The sequence below is a fragment of the Acinetobacter sp. YH01005 genome (assembly GCF_013420465.1).
GTDB lineage: Bacteria > Pseudomonadota > Gammaproteobacteria > Pseudomonadales > Moraxellaceae > Acinetobacter > Acinetobacter amyesii.
Genome location: NZ_VOYA01000004.1, coordinates 131,101 through 146,694 on the forward strand (window position 1 = coordinate 131,101; position 15,594 = coordinate 146,694).

Sequence of the window (15,594 nt, forward strand, 5' to 3'; positions counted from 1 at the left end):
TTAAAAAAATCGGCCACGCTTAAGTGGTCGATTTTAATGCTTTATAAGGAATATTGTATGGCAAAAGCACCGAATAAATTTTTAGCCCCAGTGATTATTGCAGGGATCACGGTGGGTTTTTTGGCAAGCGCACGACGCTTTATTTTTGCAAAACCAAAACGCACTAATTTGGAGCAGGCAGAACAATCACCGCCAAAAAGTGAAAAAAATTATACCAATCAGTCCAAAAATAATGATTGAAATTTACTCGAAAATTGGTATTTTAAGTAATAGTGATATATAGAATATTACTTAAAATATAAAAACTTAGGATTCATATTGCTGTCATGAATGACACTTATGATCCGTGCAAAGGAATGGCAAAATGGGGGTAATTTCAATGCTCAATACTTTAGTATCGACACTCAAACAAACCGCAAGCGTGCAACCACAACATATTTCAGTTGCCGTTGAAAAAATGGATATGACAATTCAACGAACTTCTTCGTCGTCAGTATCATTATTTAAAACCGACTATCTTGAATAAGTCAGATCGGGCAAGAAAAAGGGCTGAATGAATCAGCCCTTTTTTATGCAGAGATCATCTGCAGGTTATATTTAATTCATTCTATGTCGAGATCAGACGTATTCAGAAGCTGCATGCGCAGAAGCCCATGCCCATTGGAAGTTGTACCCACCTAAATGCCCCGTTACATCGAGCACTTCGCCAATAAAGTACAAGCCTTTCTGTTTTTTACTTTCCATGGTTTTTGATGAGACTTCAGTGGTATCCACACCACCGAGTGTAACTTCAGCAGTACGGTAACCTTCAGTGCCTGATGGCTTCACTTCAAAGCTTTCTAAACGGCTTGCAATAAGTTCTAGTTTTTCATCACTAATATTGCCAATGGCTAATTCAGCTTGTTCAGGCCAAATCAGATTTTGTAATTCTATAACTACACTTTTCGGTAAGTGTTCATTGAACAGTGTACGCAGTAACACTTTGGGTTGACTAGATTTCTTAGATTTGAGGAAATCTAAAACATCTAAAGCTGGCAGGAAATTGATATTAAAACGTTGACCGACATCCCAGTAGTTTGAAAGCTGCAATGAGCTTGGGCCACTTAAACCACGGTGAGTAAAGAGTAAAGCCTCAGTAAAACTGTTTAACTCATTCGATAACATCGCTTCAACAGCATTGCCACTCAAGCGTGTGGTGACTTCTTTAAAACTATCGGAGAAAGTGAAGGGTACTAAGCCAGCGCGAGTGGGGTAGACGGAATGTCCGAATTGTTTAGCAATCTCATAGCCAATTCCTGAACCGCCTAATGTAGGAATAGACAGACCACCAGTGGCAATAACCACCGATTCTGCTTCAAAATAGCCTAGATTGGTTGACACTTGAAAGCCTTGTTCAGGCAAGGCATTGACTGCTTTTACTTCACAGTTGGTTTTAATATCTACCAATCCTGTTTTGTCACATTCTGCCAATAGCATGGCGAGAATTTCTTTTGCACCATTTTGGGTAAATAACTGCCCATGTTTGCGCTCTTCGTACTCAATGCCATATTCGCAGACCATACCAATGAAGTCCCAGTTGGTATAGCGAGTTAATGCCGAAATAACAAAGTGCGGATTATGTGAAATATAATTTTCTGGTTTGACATACAAATTGGTGAAATTGCATTTACCGCCGCCAGACATTAGGATTTTTTTGCCAACTTTATTAGCTTTTTCAACCACCAAAACTTTGCGTCCACGCTGCGCCGCTTTATATGCCGTCATTAAGCCTGATGCACCAGCACCTAAAACAAGGACATCATATTGATTTTGCGACATGGTAAGTTTCCGCATGGAAGAAAGGACGCAGGATTATACGCTTTTTAGCGCTTCGGTTGAACCTTTCAAGCGACCTTGTAGGCCACCAGTATGGATCACTAAAACACGCTGATGGTTTGTAATCTGACCCCGCTCAATCATGCCGAAAATACCTCGCAGCATTTTAGCCGTATAAACCTGTTCTAATGGGATCGCATAGCGTTGTTCAAAGTCCTGCATAAACTCTAAAAGTTCCAGCGTTGTTTTGGCATAGCCACCACAGCAAAATTCATCACTGATGCTCCAATTGGTTTTCTGTGTCAACTGAGCAACATCGTCGCAAAGAAAATTGCCTTTGAGCGCTGAAAAACCTAGAACATGTTGATGTTCAGCACTGGCTTCAATCAAGCCCGTTATGGTTCCACCTGTACCGACTGCACAGCAGATGAGATCAAAATTTTTTTGATTTTCATGGCTTAAGATTTCTCTACAGCCACGGATAGCCAATGCATTGGTTCCACCTTCAGGAATGACATAATGTTCGGGAAATTCCTGTCGTAATTGCGCTAAAGCGTCTGCTTGTTTCTGTTCTCGATACTGTTGGCGTGTGACAAAACTGAGCTGCATACCAAACTGTTCGGCGGTGGCTAAAGTAGGATTTCGGGCTTGATGTTGTAATTCTTCTCCACGAATGATGCCTAGACTACCGAATCCAAATAAATGTGCAGCATATGCTGTGGCTGCAATGTGATTTGAATAAGCACCGCCAAAGCTAAGCACCTGTTTAAACCCTAATTTCTGCGCCTCAATAAAATTATATTTGAGTTTATAAAATTTATTGCCTGATATTTGTGGGTGTACCAAGTCCAAACGCTTAATACACAAATCAACCCCTTGATATTGAATAGTCTGCTCAGGAATGGCGTGGGCGATAGATTCAAACATGTTGGTAATCGTTATCTTGGTGGTTAGAGGTCAAATAGGTAGGCATTGTAAAACGGTAGGTGCGGAAGATGAAATCCTTTACATCTTGTTCAGCTCAACTTTACTTAATGCACTTCACTACCAGCATCCGCTAACTAGCAACATCAACAGAGGTCACGACAGACATACCGGGTCTTAAGTTTTCCAAACCTTGTTGATTGGGATCAATCGCAATTTTCACGGCAATGCGTTGCACGACTTTGGTGAAATTTCCTGTGGCATTGTCAGGTTTCAATACACTAAATTCAGAACCAGCCGCAGGGGAGATTTGCTCAACTTTGCCGTAAAATTTTTGATGTTTCATGCCATCGACGCTGAACCACGCTTTTTGACCAATATGCATATCTGCAATTTGCGTTTCTTTAAAGTTGGCAGTCACCCAGCGCTGCTGTGGAATCAAATACATCAGTTGAGTGCCTGCCGCAACATATTGACCAATACGCGGGCTGACTTCGCCAAGTTGACCATCCATAGGTGCCACAATCGTGCTGTAGTCTTTGGTGGTCACTGCCTGATCAAATTGTGCTTTAGCACTATTCACTTGCGCTTTAAGCCCTGTCGCTGCAACTTGTGCAGTTTTGAATGATTCTTTGGCAACCAGTAAATTGGCTTCTGCTTGATGAAGTTGGGCCAAACTATTTTTAGCGTCTGCAATCGCTTTATCTTGTTCTGATTTCGATGCAGCGCCAGTATTGCCGAGTTGTTGGTAGCGCGTCATTTGTGCAAGAGCTAATTCATAGGCCGCACGTGATTGGTCCACTTTCGCTTCGGCTGCCGTAATATCTGCTCTGCGTTGTTCAATGGCCTGGCTTTGATTGGCAAGTGAGTTCTGTGCTTGTTCCACCCCAGATTCAGCCTGTGTGACTTTTTGATCATAGGTCGTTGCATCGATATGCATAAGCACTTGACCTTTTTTCACATGATCAAAATCCGTCACCAAAACATCTTTCACATAACCATTAATTTGTGATGAAAGCACCGTGGTTTTGCCTTTGACATAGCTATTTTCAGTCGACTCGATACTGTTATGAAATGGACCAATCCGCCACGCCCATAAGATCAGTGCAATCCCCAACAAGAGGATAATCAACATGAAAACCAGGGTACGCTGCGGCGTAGAAATAAGCTTGCTCGATGGCGCAGGCATAGCGGTTGCTGTTTGTGGTTGCTGCGGTGCTGCTTGCTCAGTGGGTTTATGGTCTTCGGTCATGTTGTTCTCAATATCAATTAGGTCATTGGGCGGTTGCTTATGTTGTTTAAGTCGGGAAAATTTTAACTACTATCCGTGCGTTGCTGTTGGCGTAATTGATATTTATTTTTGCCCATCAGCAATAAACCCCAAAGCAACAATAAAACGGCGAATATGCCATTTAAAAAAATCACATCGTTATAGGCTCGAACTTGGGCTTCTCGAGTGATGGTTTGATTAAGGCTACGTATGGCTTGTTGTTGATCTAAATTAGGGTCTAAAGAATATTGATGCGCACTTTGCGCCAATTGTTGTAGGCGCTGTTCGACTATAGGGGAGGTTTGCGATAAATCATTATAAATCTGTGCCTGATAAGTTTGGGTACGCATTTGCTGATAGGTCGAAAAGAACGATGATCCAACCAGTCCCCCAAAGGTCTGTGTCGCAGAAAACAGCACGATAAACGTCACCATGTGCGATGGGCCTTTTTGCAAAGCACTGACAATGCCTGTAAGCAAAAGTGGGCCAATAAACATGCCACTAGCAAAGCCCACCAAAAACTGACTCCAATAAAAATCATGCGGTCGTACATCACTGGTCAGGTGGTAATCCAGTGCACAGGCAAAGAGCACGAGACCTGCTGCACCGAGCAGATGAAGCACAATTTTTTCTTTGGAAAAGGTCAGGGCACTAAACACTGTGCCTAAGACAATTCCGATCAGCACAACGGTATAAAAAGAAACGAATTGGTCGGGTCCCATGCCCATGGTTTTCAAAAAATTCACTGCCGCATAGCTTTGTTCAGACATGAGAAAGCGAATGGCAAAGGCACCAATAATAAAACTCACGGTAGACGATGTTCCGAGCCAGCGTGTGACAATAAGGGGGTTGACCCGAAAATGTTCATAGGTCAGACCAACAACTAAAAGAATCAAAGCGGCGATGAGTAAATAGGCCAACCATTCAGCTTCAAACCACCAAAGAATCGGGCCTTGAGTCAACACGATACATAGCAACGCAAAGCCGGGTGCCAATAATGCAAAGGTGAATAAATCTTGCTTTTCAAACACTTCGATACGTAGACTGCGTGGCAGTTTTAGAGAGACCACCATCGCCAAACAACATAAGGCTAAACCTAATTCAAAGGTATAGAAAATAGACCAATCATTTACATCGACCAGATAGGGCGACATGATCCATGCCAGCGGTATACCCAACTGCTGAAAGCCCAAAGCCAGATAAAGCCCACGACCAAAATGAGCACGTTTAAAGGCTTGCATGATGTAATACATCCCAAGCGAACTGAGTGGAGCTGCAAGTAAGCCACTGATCACCCGTGCAAAAATTGCCATTTCATAGGTATGGACAAATAAATGCAGCACCATCACCGCGATAAATAATACCAAGCCAATTTCTGAAAATAGCCTAAGTCCATATTGTTGGCGGGCTTTAAATAAGATCAGGTTAGAGCTGACATTGGCCATAACAAATGCCGCAGGGATCCATGCCGCTTCTGAAGGCGTTAATCCATATTCACCTTGTAGAAGGGGTAAATTTGCCGTGATAAATCCATTACTTAAACTCCCCGAGATCGCAACAAATAAACCGATAAAGAAGTATAAAAAACGCTTATAGGTGGGATGTGCAATGGCAGCCGGAGAGCCGGGCAAAGTCGGTTTTTCTTCGGGTGTCCAATCCGGAGCAGGTTCCAATAAACGCGGTGATTTGGACATGACGTGTTACCCGCAAATACCATGTAGTAAAAATTCCACGGCACGTTTGGCGAGTTTTTCCTGATCTGCCTCGGTATGGCCTTGCAAAGCTGCACGTAAAATGGAGGTGACCATGGCATAGTCTGCCGGTTTAAAGTCTGCTCGGCAGCGACCATTTTGAATGGCCTGATCAATCATCGGTTGCAAAATGGCATCACGTCGTTGGTATATTTCAACCATGGCAGGATCATCCCGATCGATCACACGCCAATATTCCATTAAAGCCGTGAGATAGGGAATATTATAAATATGGTCTTGAATGAGGCGAATAAATCCATCATCGAACTGTGCATAATTAAGCGCACGCTGTTCAAGTCGGTTCAAGGCAGCTTGCATTAAGGCGAGTACCAACTCACGACGGTCATTAAAATTACGATAAAACGTCGCACGTCCAACTTGAGCCTGATTGATGATGAGTTGTAAAGGCGCATTGATCCCGTGAATACGGAATACCTCAATCGCAGCTTCTAAAAGCACTTCTCGGTTTTGCGCAGCGAGTTGTTGACGTGTGGACATTATTCTTTGACATCATCATTCTAAATTTATCTAGCTATTAAACGGACAAAAGTGTCCGAAGTAAAATCGTATTCGATAGCAGTTTTGTAACTTGTCTTCTATGTGGTTATAAGAAAATGAATAAATTATTTATTTTAAAAAGAAAATATTTTTCTATCGGCATCAATCTGCATCCGCATTGGAAAGACCGCCGAGACATAATTCCTGACAATTGACCCTAAATCGGCAGATAAATAAGGTGAATATCTGCACAAAAATGCTATGCTGAATTTATAAGCAAGATAATTATAAAAATGGAGGGCATCCAATGAGCAAATTAAGTCGGGCTGTGCTGCCTATGCTGTGCCTGTGCAGTTTTTGGATGGTGGGTTGTGATACGACTGACGAATTGCATCGTCCTCAAAACGAACATCGCACCATGATCATTGGTGGTGTCCCTGTAAATGACCATGACTATAAATTACCCCGTGAGGATGTTGCACTCAATGAAGCCGCTGCGGATGACGACTAGCAGATAGATCCGTCAAAAATAGGGTGGACATACTGTCAGTACACGGTAGTGAGACGTGACATGTAAAGAGTCACAGATGCAGTGTGCTACGTCACATGTGTGAACATTTTGAAGTAGACGTCTTACTTCTGCAGTTTAGTTTGTTGGATTAAAGCCTTACAAACATTTAAAAAGGCTCTGTACTCGCCCAGTATGCCCGAACTGGAATGAACCGCGGTTCAATTGATTAAATCAGGTCAATCTATTAGGTCTATTTGCCAATTGGATGCCTGAATTTCTAAGTTATTTTGTCTAAGTTGCTGACTAATGCTATCGGCTTGTTTCTGTAAATCTGCCACTGCAATGGTTTTAATCCAACGGATTTCACTTGAGCTATAACGACCATTTTCACGGCGTGAGCTGTCAATCGCTTGTTGCAAGATACGATGCTGTTGGGTCAATAAATCACGTTCATTGAGGACCGAAAGCATGCAGCGTCCTGAACTGGTTTTAGCCTGTGCGTTGGTGGCGTGAATCTTTTCAATTAAGCCATAAAGTTCTGTATTTACAGCAAATGCTTCTTGAATTAAAGCATTTGGTTCTTCGCTGGGTGCATCACCTTCTTGAATGAGCACGTTGTTATTGATTCGTTGTTGCAGCGAGGCCAATTTAGTTTGTAAGTCACTGCGTAAAAGTAGGGCTTCGGCTAATTTCATTGTCTTGATATTAATTTGTACTTTTAGCGATCATGCGATGGATTAATGCGGTATTCAAGTTATTTATAGTGAAAAATTTGGTCAATTAAAATAAACACTGCAAATTATAGGGAGAAATTCAGAGATTCTATCTGTAAAATTGCCACGAATTTAAGTGAAAACGGTGTGACAGTGGAATCATTTTGGATATTAGGCTCGATTGCGGCAGCACTATTACTTGGTGCAATGAGCCCGGGGCCAACGTCAATTTATGTGGCGAAGAATTCCATTGCGATTTCACGTAAACACGGTTTATTTACCGCGCTTGGTACAGGTTTAGGCGCTGCAATATTTGGGCTATTAGCGGTATTGGGTTTGCAGGCATTTTTATTGGCTGTACCTTCTGCTTATTTGGCTTTAAAAATTTGTGGTGGTTTATATCTGCTTTGGATGGCATTTAAAATTATAAAACATGCCAAAGAACCCATCGAAGCAGGCGATGCGAGCAGTTCGGAAATGTCACTCCGTCGTGCATTTACCACTGGTTTAATTACCCAGTTGTCGAATCCGAAAATTGCAATTGTGTTAGCCAGTATTTTTACGGCACTTTTACCGAAAGAGATTCCAACGTATTTTTACTTTGTACTGCCAGTTTTGTGTTTCTTTATCGATGCAGGGTGGTGCTCATTGGTCGCTGTGGCTTTGTCAGCAGAAAAACCACGTAAAGTCTATTTGAAGTTTAAAGCGGGTTTTGATCGGGCAGCAGGGGCAGTGATGACAGTGCTTGGGTTAAAGCTGATTTTTGGGATGAAGTGATTGAACTTAGCTCCCCAAAAAAAGCCTCTACGAATAGAGGCTTTTTTATGCTGAAATTTTTGAGGTCAAATGTATCTTTGCAGGCTGTCGCGTATTAATTCTGCTAAATGTGTTGGTAGAGCTGAGTTAAAAACAAGTTAATTAGATCGATATTGTTGCTATTAAACGGGTAAATTTCTTCATTTATCATGTTATTTACTGTTATTATTTGTATGCTTTTTATATAAATATCAGAGGGATGATATGTCTAATAAAATTTTATTAATAGCTGCATTGGGGTGTATGTCTTTAACAGCTTGTTCAACAACAGAGACTTCTAGAACTATACAAGCGCCGCAAGTCACAGCAGCAACCGCAGCGGTTCAATATACTGGTGTAAAAACACCTGTTTCGATTGGTAAATTTGACAATCGCTCAAGCTATATGCGTGGTATTTTTTCGGATAATGTTGATCGTTTAGGTGGTCAAGCAAAAACAATTTTAGAAACGCATCTTCAGCAGTCTGGATATTTCTCTGTACTTAACCGCGATAATTTATCTGAATTACAGCAGGAATCTGGATTCAGTAAATCTGCGCAGTCGATTAAAGGTGCGCGTTTTGTATTAACTGGTGATGTGTCTGAGTTTGGTCGTAAAGAAGTGGGTGATCACCAGCTTTTTGGTGTACTAGGTCGTGGTAAAACTCAAATTGCTTATGCAAAAGTTAATCTAAACATTGTAGATGTAAAAACGGCTGAGATTGTACACTCTGTACAAGGTGCTGGTGAGTACGCACTCAGCGAACGAGAAGTACTTGGCTTTGGCTCTACTGCATCTTACGATTCAACATTAAATGGTAAAGTTTTAGATTTAGCTGTACGTGAAGCAGTGAATAATCTTGTGCTTGATTTACAGACTGGCAAGTGGTCTAACAAGTAATAGGATGTTGCTGTGAGACATATTTTTTTATTGATGAGCGGTCTTATTTCGCTAAGTTTGGTTGGGTGCGCAACTGCGCCAAAGTCATTGTACAGCTGGGGTGAATTTCCACAGCAAACTTATTTATCTTTAAGTTTGCCTGAGAAAGCGATGCCACAAGATCAAGTATTAAAACTTGAAAAAGACGTTGAAAAAGCTAAGGCGAAAAACTTAGCTGTTCCGCCTGGACTGTATGCACATTTGGGACTGCAATACCTAAATATGAATGATGCACCGCGTGCGATTCAATATTTTGAGCTTGAGCGTCAGGTCTATCCTGAGTCGACTGTATTAATGGATCGTTTATTGAAAAAAATGACGGGTCAAACTTCAGCAGGAGCAAAAAAATGAAGCATTTAAAAACTTTATTTACAGTTACTGCCGTTGTTGGCTTATTAACGGGTTGTGCAACTGCACCTAAAAATACACGTGATTTAAGTACCTATACTGCAAATATGCCAAAATCTATTTTGGTGATGCCACCTGTGAATGAATCACCTGATACTCGTGCAACCAATAGTTACTGGTCGACTGTGACGGTGCCAGTAGCTGAAGCTGGCTATTACGTTTTTCCAATCAGTGTTGTTGACACCATGTTTAAAGAAAATGGTGTTTATAACGGCGCAGATGCACAAACGATTAGCCCTAAAAAGCTTCAAGAAATCTTTGGTGCTGATGCTGCGCTTTATGTCAAAGTGAAGGAATACGGTTCTAAGTATCAAGTTATTCAAACTGTTGCAACGGTTGCTGTTGAAGCGAAGTTAGTTGATCTAAAAACAGGTGAGTTACTTTGGGAAGGAACTGAAAAGCAAGTGCTGTCTAACAGCAACAATAATGCTGGTTTAGTCGGTATGCTAGTGGGTGCTTTAGTTGACCAAATCTCGAATCATTTAAGCGATAAAGCTTATGTGTTGTCTGGGACAGTTAGTCATTTACTTTATTCACCTCGTTTAAGTGAGCAGAAGGGCTTGTTGTATGGGCCTCGTTCGCCAAACTTTGCGCAGAATGGATTAAGTCCGCAGAAATAATAAAAAGCCCCTCTAGTTAGGGGCTTTTTAGTTGTTATGTTTATGTGTTGATGAGAATACGTGCAAAGAATAGGGGTTTTATATTTTTCATGGAATTCTTATAGCTTGTAAGATAGTGGATGTTTTTAGCATACATTAGGTTGTTTTTCCTTTTAATAAAAAAATTGATCGTTTCTCGAATATAAATGTGATTATTTTTGGTTAAATTTTTATTTTTTAAGTAGGAATAATCTTATTATTGGAAGTTGCTTAGGGTAATGTGTATCTGCAAGCATAAAATATATGGAGGTGTAAATGGAAACAAGAATTGCTTGTTTGACTTGTAAAGCACTTATTTTATCTGATACGGCAATAAAGAATCAGGGTTTATGTGTTCCTTGTGCTAAAGGCTATAGAAACCAAATAGAAGCAGCTAAGAAATACTACGATGAGGAGAAAAAATATAGAGCATCTGAAGAATATGTATATTGGTTGAATTTATCACAGCAGGTATCTGATTTAGCGGATTTGAAAAAACTAAGTTTTGAGAATCAAGTCTATTTTGTTGTGAAAATATTAATTGCAGAAGTTTTTAATGGTGGATTTGATCAATATTTTCATAATAGCTCAGGCGATTATTATGCTGAAACGATACAAGCTCTAAAAGCGTTACAGGCTTTTGAAAGTTTAGAATTATTAGAAAGTGCGAAAATACTATTATTTGGTGCTTTAGAGGTTCCAGTTGAGCAAGGATTAAGATTTAATATTTTAAAAAACAGCACCGAAGCTGAAAGTATTCAATTGGATCAGTTGGATAAATTTTTTGGGGAGTTTCCAGATCAACTTGATCAAAAGCTACGTCAATTTGTCGAAATGAATCATTTATTTAAAGTATATGAGTAGCTAAAAGTGATTCTTTGCAATACGACAAGGCAAATGCTGAAGTTCTAAAATTTACAGCTGATTTGCTCGATTTCATAAAAAACAGAACTAGTCACAGAGCATTGTTTTAGATGGTAGGCGACATGGATGTCGCCGTTCACTTGTGATACATGGACGCACCATCAAGTAAACAAAAGATTTTTTGTTACCTTGCGAAGCAGTGCTTCTCATCTCCTAAAAGGAGAGGGAACTTTTAGGCATAAAAAAAGCCCCCTACAACGTAGAGGCTTTTTCCAATCTTAATCTTAAAAGTTAAGACACTTTATCACCAGCTTTAGCACCAGATTCAGGTGAAATCACCCAAACACCTTCGCCATTACCCGCAGCTAAAACCATACCGTTAGAAATACCAAAACGCATCTTACGTGGTGCAAGGTTTGCCACCATCACCACCAATTTGCCTTTAAGGTCTTCAGGTTGGTAGAACTCACGAATACCGCTAAACACGTTACGTGGCTCGGCTTCACCGACATTTAAAGTCAATTGAAGCAGCTTGTCAGAACCTTCAACGTGAGCAGCTTCTAAAACTTCCGCTACACGTAAGTCAACTTTCATAAAGTCTTCAATGCCAATAATTTCAGCTTCACCTACTTTAGGCTCAGGCTTCTTCTCGACAGCTTTTTTCTCTTTTTTCTTTTCCGCTTTTGGTGCTTCCGCAGGTGCCGCTAAAGAGTCTTTAGACGCATCAACCATCGCAGAAACGGCTTTCGGGTCTACACGCTGCATCAATGGTTGGAATTGAGCAATTTCATGATCCACCAAAATCGTTTTACCAGACGCAAAGTCGAAAGATTCTAATTTTAAGAAGCTTTGAACTTCTGCTGCCAAGGTAGGAAGTACTGGTGCAAGGTACACCGCCAATTGACGGAACAAGTTAATACCGACAGAACATACGTCATGAACTTGTTGTTCTTCGCCTTCAATTTTCGCAAGTGCCCAAGGCTTTTTCTCGTCGATATATTGGTTGGCTTTGTCAGCAAGCGCCATGATTTCACGGATGGCTGCAGAGAACTCACGTGCTTCATATTGAGCAGCGATTGAAGCGCCTGCATCAATAAAGCTTTGTACCAATTCAGGCTCAGCACAATTTGCAGAAAGTTTGTTATCAAACTTAGTATTGATGAACTTGGCACAACGGCTTGCGATGTTCACGACTTTACCAACCAAGTCAGAGTTTACTTTCTGAACGAAATCATCAAGGTTCAAGTCAGAATCTTCAACTTTGTCAGAAAGTTTAGACGCGAAGTAGTAACGTAAGTATTCAGGGTTTAAATGCTCAAGATACGTTTCCGCTTTAATGAATGTACCACGAGATTTAGACATCTTCTGACCATTTACAGTCAAGAAACCGTTTACGAATAGGCTTGTAGGGGTACGGTAGTTTGCACCTTCAAGCATTGCAGGCCAGAACAACGCGTGGAAGTAAACGATGTCTTTACCAATGAAGTGATAGACTTCATTTTGAGAATCCTTTTTCCAGTAATCGTCAAAGCTTAGGTCAGGACGTTTGGTCTTGATGTAGTTTTCAAAGCTCGACATATAGCCGATCGGTGCATCTACCCAAACGTAGAAGTATTTGTTTGGCGCATCTGGAATTTCAAAACCGAAGTAAGGCGCATCACGTGAGATGTCCCAATCAGACAGACCTGCTTCAAACCATTCATCGAGTTTGTTGGCAATCGACACAGGCAGACGACCTTCGTCACGTGTCCATTTTTGCAGGTATTCACCAAAGTTTGGCAGTTTAAAGAAGTAGTGATCTGAAGATTTCTCTACAGGTGTCGCACCGCTTAAAGTCGATTTTGGATTTAATAATTCAGTTGCGTTGTATGTTGTACCACACACTTCGCATGAGTCGCCGTATTGGTCTTCCGCTTTACATTTCGGGCATGTACCTTTAATGAAACGGTCAGACAAGAACATTGCTTTTTCAGGGTCAAACAATTGCGTCACAGGACGTACCGCAATGTTGTTCGCTTCACGGTTTTTAATATAAATCTCAGAAGCACGTGCTTGGTTTTCAGGGCTGTTGGTTGAATCGTAATGATCGAAGTCAACTTTAAAGCCCGCAAAGTCACGCTCATGTTCTTTTTGAACATTGGCAATTTGCTGTTCAGGCGAAATACCATTGGCTTCCGCACGGAGCATAATCGCTGTGCCGTGAGCATCATCCGCACATACATAAGTCACGTTATGACCCATTGCACGCATGGCACGAACCCAAATATCAGCTTGGATATAACCGAGTAAATGACCCATATGAATTGGGCCATTCGCGTATGGAAGGGCGTTAGTAACTAAAATATTACGCACGGATATGACTCTCTCATTCGTATTTATGCAATGGGCTGTAATTTTACATGAGATAGCCAGTACTTGCACAAGGGAATAGGTGAAATCTTTGCAAAAGTAAAAAATTCTATATTGCTGACACAATTACAGTGATAATAGGGCATAACTGTGATGCCTAAGAGTAACAAGCCCATGTATGAAGATGACTATGAACACGATCAGCCAATCACTCGTATTCCTCAAAATGAACAGCGTCATAAATTGGGGCATCACATTATTAAAGATGCGCAGCAATATTTAGAACAGATTTCAGCAGATGAGCATGCCTTACTGATTCAAACTCTGCGTCATTTGGCACAAGATGAGCCTTATTTCGATATTTTGGCCGATGAATTAGATCAGCCGGTAGAAATGAAAGTAGCGAATGATGCTTTAAATTTATTGTATTTTTGGCAACTGCTTCATCAACATGAAAATGATGCAGACTTTGATTTTCTGAATGTCATCAATAGCGAGTTTTTCCAAACTGAAATGTTGAAAGCCTTTGATGCTTTGAATATTGGTGAACATAAAGCAGCGCGCCGTCAGGTACTTTTAGATGCGTTTAAACTGTATAAATTAGACATTCATGCAGGCTGTATCCCAGTGTTATATGCACAGCTTGAAGGCATCTTGACAGACGTGCTGATTCAAACGGGTTTCTTAAGTCAAAATGGCACTAAATTTGTCGATGTCTATAAAATTGTACCGGGGCTTAAAGGCAGTGAAATTAAAAGCCTTTGGCACAAATCTAAAATTGCCAATGAGTTAAATCCGTATTTTGCCGAATTGGCGGCCTATCAAATGGATAACAGCTCTACCGTAGCGATGACCCGTCATAATATTTTGCATGGTACCGATGTCGCGCATTTTAATCAGGGACGGAGTTTTATCCTGTTTATTTGGCTGTTTTCCGCAGTGAGCTTTATGAGTACGGTCAGCAAATAAGTTTAATTTCAAGAGATCAATGCATAGGAGTGGCATTGATCTCTTTGCATTACATCATCCTTTAAAATTAAAAGCATAGAGTAAAATCGACCATACATATTTGTATCAAGCCATTGTGAAAATAGGCAATCACATGGCGTTTTCCTGTGGTTGATTTGTTTCTAAATGCGTCTATTTCAGGTATCTGCTTCAAATTGCGTTATAACTATTGTTAGACAATAACTGAGAATAGGGTGAGCGAGATGACAACAGAAAGCACATTAAATGATTTAAAAAATAAAGCATCAGAACTCGGTGATGACATACAACTCAAAGCCAAAGAGGCTCAACTTGAAGGTGAAAAAGCACTCGATGGTACAAAGCATAAAGTTGAAGAACTCAAGCTTGAGGGTGAAAAAACCTTAAATGACGCCAAACATGAACATGCAGAACAGCATGCTGAAACCAAAGACCGTCTAGAGCAGTTAAAAGCAGAAGCGAATCATAAATTTGATGAAGCCAAAGTCAAAGCTTCCGAACTTAAACATGAGGCTGTCGAAAAATTTGATGAACTAAAAGTGCAGGCGACAGAGAAATTTGACGAGTTAAAAAAGAAAGCCACTGACACACTGAATAAGTTTAAAAAAGATGACCAAGCTTAATTAGGTCTGATGAAAAAAGCCGTTCTATAAAGAGCGGCTTTTTTAGGTTTCATTGCTTTAATCCATCTAAATTTTCAGTCTTAATATTTTTGACTTGATCATCGACTACGGTAATCACATAGCGCATATTGGCAATTTCGTAGGTGTAATCTACCGCCAATTTTGCAGGCAGATTTTTCTCTTGCAGCGGATAGGACACCATTTTCATCGGAGAGGCTTGCATACGCGAGCGCATGAGATCGAGGCTATCACCAATCGCTACAGTTTGTCGGTCAGGTGTTTGAATGGCTTCAGTCATAACTTCTGCATGGGCTGCTGAAGTCAGGAGCATCAAGGCACATAAAGCCGTTTTATACATATTCTTCTTATACACAGTCTTCGGATACATCGTCATCCCCATTTTAAAAACTAAAAAGCACAAAATGTGCCTTTAGATTGCACATCCATCGCTATGATTATTCTGTTGAACCGACTGAAATATAAACTGAAATTACGCTGAAAATGTATGG

Annotated in this window: 18 protein-coding genes; 10 read left to right on the plus strand and 8 right to left on the minus strand. The window is 40.7% G+C overall.

What is annotated here, in order from left to right; genetic code table 11:
* Positions 1-57 precede the first annotated feature (57 nt).
* The gene (locus tag FTT72_RS03440; RefSeq protein WP_168378574.1) at positions 58-240 is read left to right on the plus strand and encodes a hypothetical protein; all 183 of its coding nucleotides are present in this window, start codon (positions 58-60) and stop codon (positions 238-240) included.
* A gap of 124 nt (positions 241-364) precedes the next feature.
* Entirely contained in the window at positions 365-526 is a 162-nt protein-coding gene (locus FTT72_RS03445) for a hypothetical protein (protein ID WP_180059308.1), read from the plus strand.
* 92 nt (positions 527-618) lie between these two features.
* On the opposite strand, the gene FTT72_RS03450 is transcribed toward FTT72_RS03445, so the two are convergent.
* The 5 genes from FTT72_RS03450 to FTT72_RS03470 form a co-directional block, all read right to left on the minus strand.
* Entirely contained in the window at positions 619-1,818 is a 1,200-nt protein-coding gene (locus FTT72_RS03450; RefSeq protein WP_180177869.1) for an NAD(P)/FAD-dependent oxidoreductase, read from the minus strand.
* 33 nt (positions 1,819-1,851) lie between these two features.
* The gene (locus FTT72_RS03455) at positions 1,852-2,742 is read right to left on the minus strand and encodes a 1-aminocyclopropane-1-carboxylate deaminase/D-cysteine desulfhydrase (RefSeq protein WP_180177870.1); all 891 of its coding nucleotides are present in this window, start codon (positions 2,740-2,742) and stop codon (positions 1,852-1,854) included.
* A 130-nt stretch (positions 2,743-2,872) separates the two neighbouring features.
* Positions 2,873-3,991 (minus strand): HlyD family secretion protein, encoded by a 1,119-nt coding sequence (locus FTT72_RS03460; protein ID WP_180007511.1) that lies wholly within the window; start codon positions 3,989-3,991, stop codon positions 2,873-2,875.
* A gap of 62 nt (positions 3,992-4,053) precedes the next feature.
* Entirely contained in the window at positions 4,054-5,703 is a 1,650-nt protein-coding gene (locus tag FTT72_RS03465) for an MFS transporter (RefSeq protein WP_078192276.1), read from the minus strand.
* 6 nt (positions 5,704-5,709) lie between these two features.
* Positions 5,710-6,258 carry a TetR/AcrR family transcriptional regulator gene (locus tag FTT72_RS03470; protein WP_180007512.1) on the minus strand — a complete coding sequence of 183 codons (549 nt, stop codon included), beginning with the start codon at positions 6,256-6,258 and terminating at the stop codon, positions 5,710-5,712.
* A gap of 307 nt (positions 6,259-6,565) precedes the next feature.
* Between FTT72_RS03470 and FTT72_RS03475 the strand changes: the two genes are divergently transcribed.
* Positions 6,566-6,769 carry an NF038215 family lipoprotein gene (locus FTT72_RS03475; RefSeq protein ID WP_078191077.1) on the plus strand — a complete coding sequence of 68 codons (204 nt, stop codon included), beginning with the start codon at positions 6,566-6,568 and terminating at the stop codon, positions 6,767-6,769.
* 236 nt (positions 6,770-7,005) lie between these two features.
* Here the strand turns inward: FTT72_RS03475 and FTT72_RS03480 are convergent, their stop codons facing one another.
* Positions 7,006-7,464 carry a DIP1984 family protein gene (locus FTT72_RS03480; protein WP_168378581.1) on the minus strand — a complete coding sequence of 153 codons (459 nt, stop codon included), beginning with the start codon at positions 7,462-7,464 and terminating at the stop codon, positions 7,006-7,008.
* Between the two features lie 171 nt (positions 7,465-7,635).
* Between FTT72_RS03480 and FTT72_RS03485 the strand changes: the two genes are divergently transcribed.
* The 5 genes from FTT72_RS03485 to FTT72_RS03505 all read left to right on the plus strand — a co-directional run bounded on the left by FTT72_RS03485 (position 7,636) and on the right by FTT72_RS03505 (position 11,126).
* A complete protein-coding gene (locus tag FTT72_RS03485) occupies positions 7,636-8,259 on the plus strand; it encodes a LysE family translocator (protein ID WP_180007513.1) in 624 nt (207 codons plus the stop codon).
* A gap of 243 nt (positions 8,260-8,502) precedes the next feature.
* Positions 8,503-9,177 carry a CsgG/HfaB family protein gene (locus FTT72_RS03490; RefSeq protein ID WP_180007514.1) on the plus strand — a complete coding sequence of 225 codons (675 nt, stop codon included), beginning with the start codon at positions 8,503-8,505 and terminating at the stop codon, positions 9,175-9,177.
* A gap of 33 nt (positions 9,178-9,210) precedes the next feature.
* Entirely contained in the window at positions 9,211-9,567 is a 357-nt protein-coding gene (locus FTT72_RS03495) for a DUF4810 domain-containing protein (RefSeq protein ID WP_180007598.1), read from the plus strand.
* Positions 9,564-10,244, plus strand: coding sequence for a GNA1162 family protein (locus FTT72_RS03500; protein WP_180007515.1), 681 nt, complete (start codon positions 9,564-9,566; stop codon positions 10,242-10,244). Before FTT72_RS03495 ends, FTT72_RS03500 begins: the two co-directional genes overlap by 4 nt.
* A gap of 294 nt (positions 10,245-10,538) precedes the next feature.
* Entirely contained in the window at positions 10,539-11,126 is a 588-nt protein-coding gene (locus FTT72_RS03505; RefSeq protein ID WP_180007516.1) for a DUF4375 domain-containing protein, read from the plus strand.
* 291 nt (positions 11,127-11,417) lie between these two features.
* Here the strand turns inward: FTT72_RS03505 and metG are convergent, their stop codons facing one another.
* On the minus strand, positions 11,418-13,478 hold the full coding sequence (metG, locus tag FTT72_RS03510) for a methionine--tRNA ligase (RefSeq protein ID WP_180177871.1): 2,061 nt from the start codon (positions 13,476-13,478) through the stop codon (positions 11,418-11,420).
* Between the two features lie 171 nt (positions 13,479-13,649).
* Between metG and FTT72_RS03515 the strand changes: the two genes are divergently transcribed.
* Both FTT72_RS03515 and FTT72_RS03520 read left to right on the plus strand, forming a co-directional pair.
* Positions 13,650-14,444, plus strand: coding sequence for a hypothetical protein (locus tag FTT72_RS03515; protein WP_180177907.1), 795 nt, complete (start codon positions 13,650-13,652; stop codon positions 14,442-14,444).
* Between the two features lie 242 nt (positions 14,445-14,686).
* Positions 14,687-15,085: a hypothetical protein gene (locus tag FTT72_RS03520; RefSeq protein ID WP_180177872.1), complete on the plus strand. Its 399-nt coding sequence runs from the start codon at positions 14,687-14,689 to the stop codon at positions 15,083-15,085.
* Positions 15,086-15,134: 49 nt separating this feature from the next.
* On the opposite strand, the gene FTT72_RS03525 is transcribed toward FTT72_RS03520, so the two are convergent.
* Positions 15,135-15,473, minus strand: coding sequence for a hypothetical protein (locus FTT72_RS03525; RefSeq protein WP_180177873.1), 339 nt, complete (start codon positions 15,471-15,473; stop codon positions 15,135-15,137).
* Positions 15,474-15,594: the final 121 nt, after the last annotated feature.

Bases quoted from the DNA above. Each gene is read 5' to 3' on its own strand.
- FTT72_RS03440 (WP_168378574.1), top strand. From the start codon at position 58: ATGGCAAAAGCACCGAATAAATTTTTAGCCCCAGTGATTATTGCAGGG.
- FTT72_RS03445 (WP_180059308.1), top strand. From the start codon at position 365: ATGGGGGTAATTTCAATGCTCAATACTTTAGTATCGACACTCAAACAA.
- FTT72_RS03450 (WP_180177869.1), bottom strand. From the start codon at position 1,818: ATGTCGCAAAATCAATATGATGTCCTTGTTTTAGGTGCTGGTGCATCA.
- FTT72_RS03455 (WP_180177870.1), bottom strand. From the start codon at position 2,742: ATGTTTGAATCTATCGCCCACGCCATTCCTGAGCAGACTATTCAATAT.
- FTT72_RS03460 (WP_180007511.1), bottom strand. From the start codon at position 3,991: ATGACCGAAGACCATAAACCCACTGAGCAAGCAGCACCGCAGCAACCA.
- FTT72_RS03465 (WP_078192276.1), bottom strand. From the start codon at position 5,703: ATGTCCAAATCACCGCGTTTATTGGAACCTGCTCCGGATTGGACACCC.
- FTT72_RS03470 (WP_180007512.1), bottom strand. From the start codon at position 6,258: ATGTCCACACGTCAACAACTCGCTGCGCAAAACCGAGAAGTGCTTTTA.
- FTT72_RS03475 (WP_078191077.1), top strand. From the start codon at position 6,566: ATGAGCAAATTAAGTCGGGCTGTGCTGCCTATGCTGTGCCTGTGCAGT.
- FTT72_RS03480 (WP_168378581.1), bottom strand. From the start codon at position 7,464: ATGAAATTAGCCGAAGCCCTACTTTTACGCAGTGACTTACAAACTAAA.
- FTT72_RS03490 (WP_180007514.1), top strand. From the start codon at position 8,503: ATGTCTAATAAAATTTTATTAATAGCTGCATTGGGGTGTATGTCTTTA.
- FTT72_RS03495 (WP_180007598.1), top strand. From the start codon at position 9,211: ATGAGCGGTCTTATTTCGCTAAGTTTGGTTGGGTGCGCAACTGCGCCA.
- FTT72_RS03500 (WP_180007515.1), top strand. From the start codon at position 9,564: ATGAAGCATTTAAAAACTTTATTTACAGTTACTGCCGTTGTTGGCTTA.
- FTT72_RS03505 (WP_180007516.1), top strand. From the start codon at position 10,539: ATGGAAACAAGAATTGCTTGTTTGACTTGTAAAGCACTTATTTTATCT.
- FTT72_RS03515 (WP_180177907.1), top strand. From the start codon at position 13,650: ATGTATGAAGATGACTATGAACACGATCAGCCAATCACTCGTATTCCT.
- FTT72_RS03520 (WP_180177872.1), top strand. From the start codon at position 14,687: ATGACAACAGAAAGCACATTAAATGATTTAAAAAATAAAGCATCAGAA.
- FTT72_RS03525 (WP_180177873.1), bottom strand. From the start codon at position 15,473: ATGTATCCGAAGACTGTGTATAAGAAGAATATGTATAAAACGGCTTTA.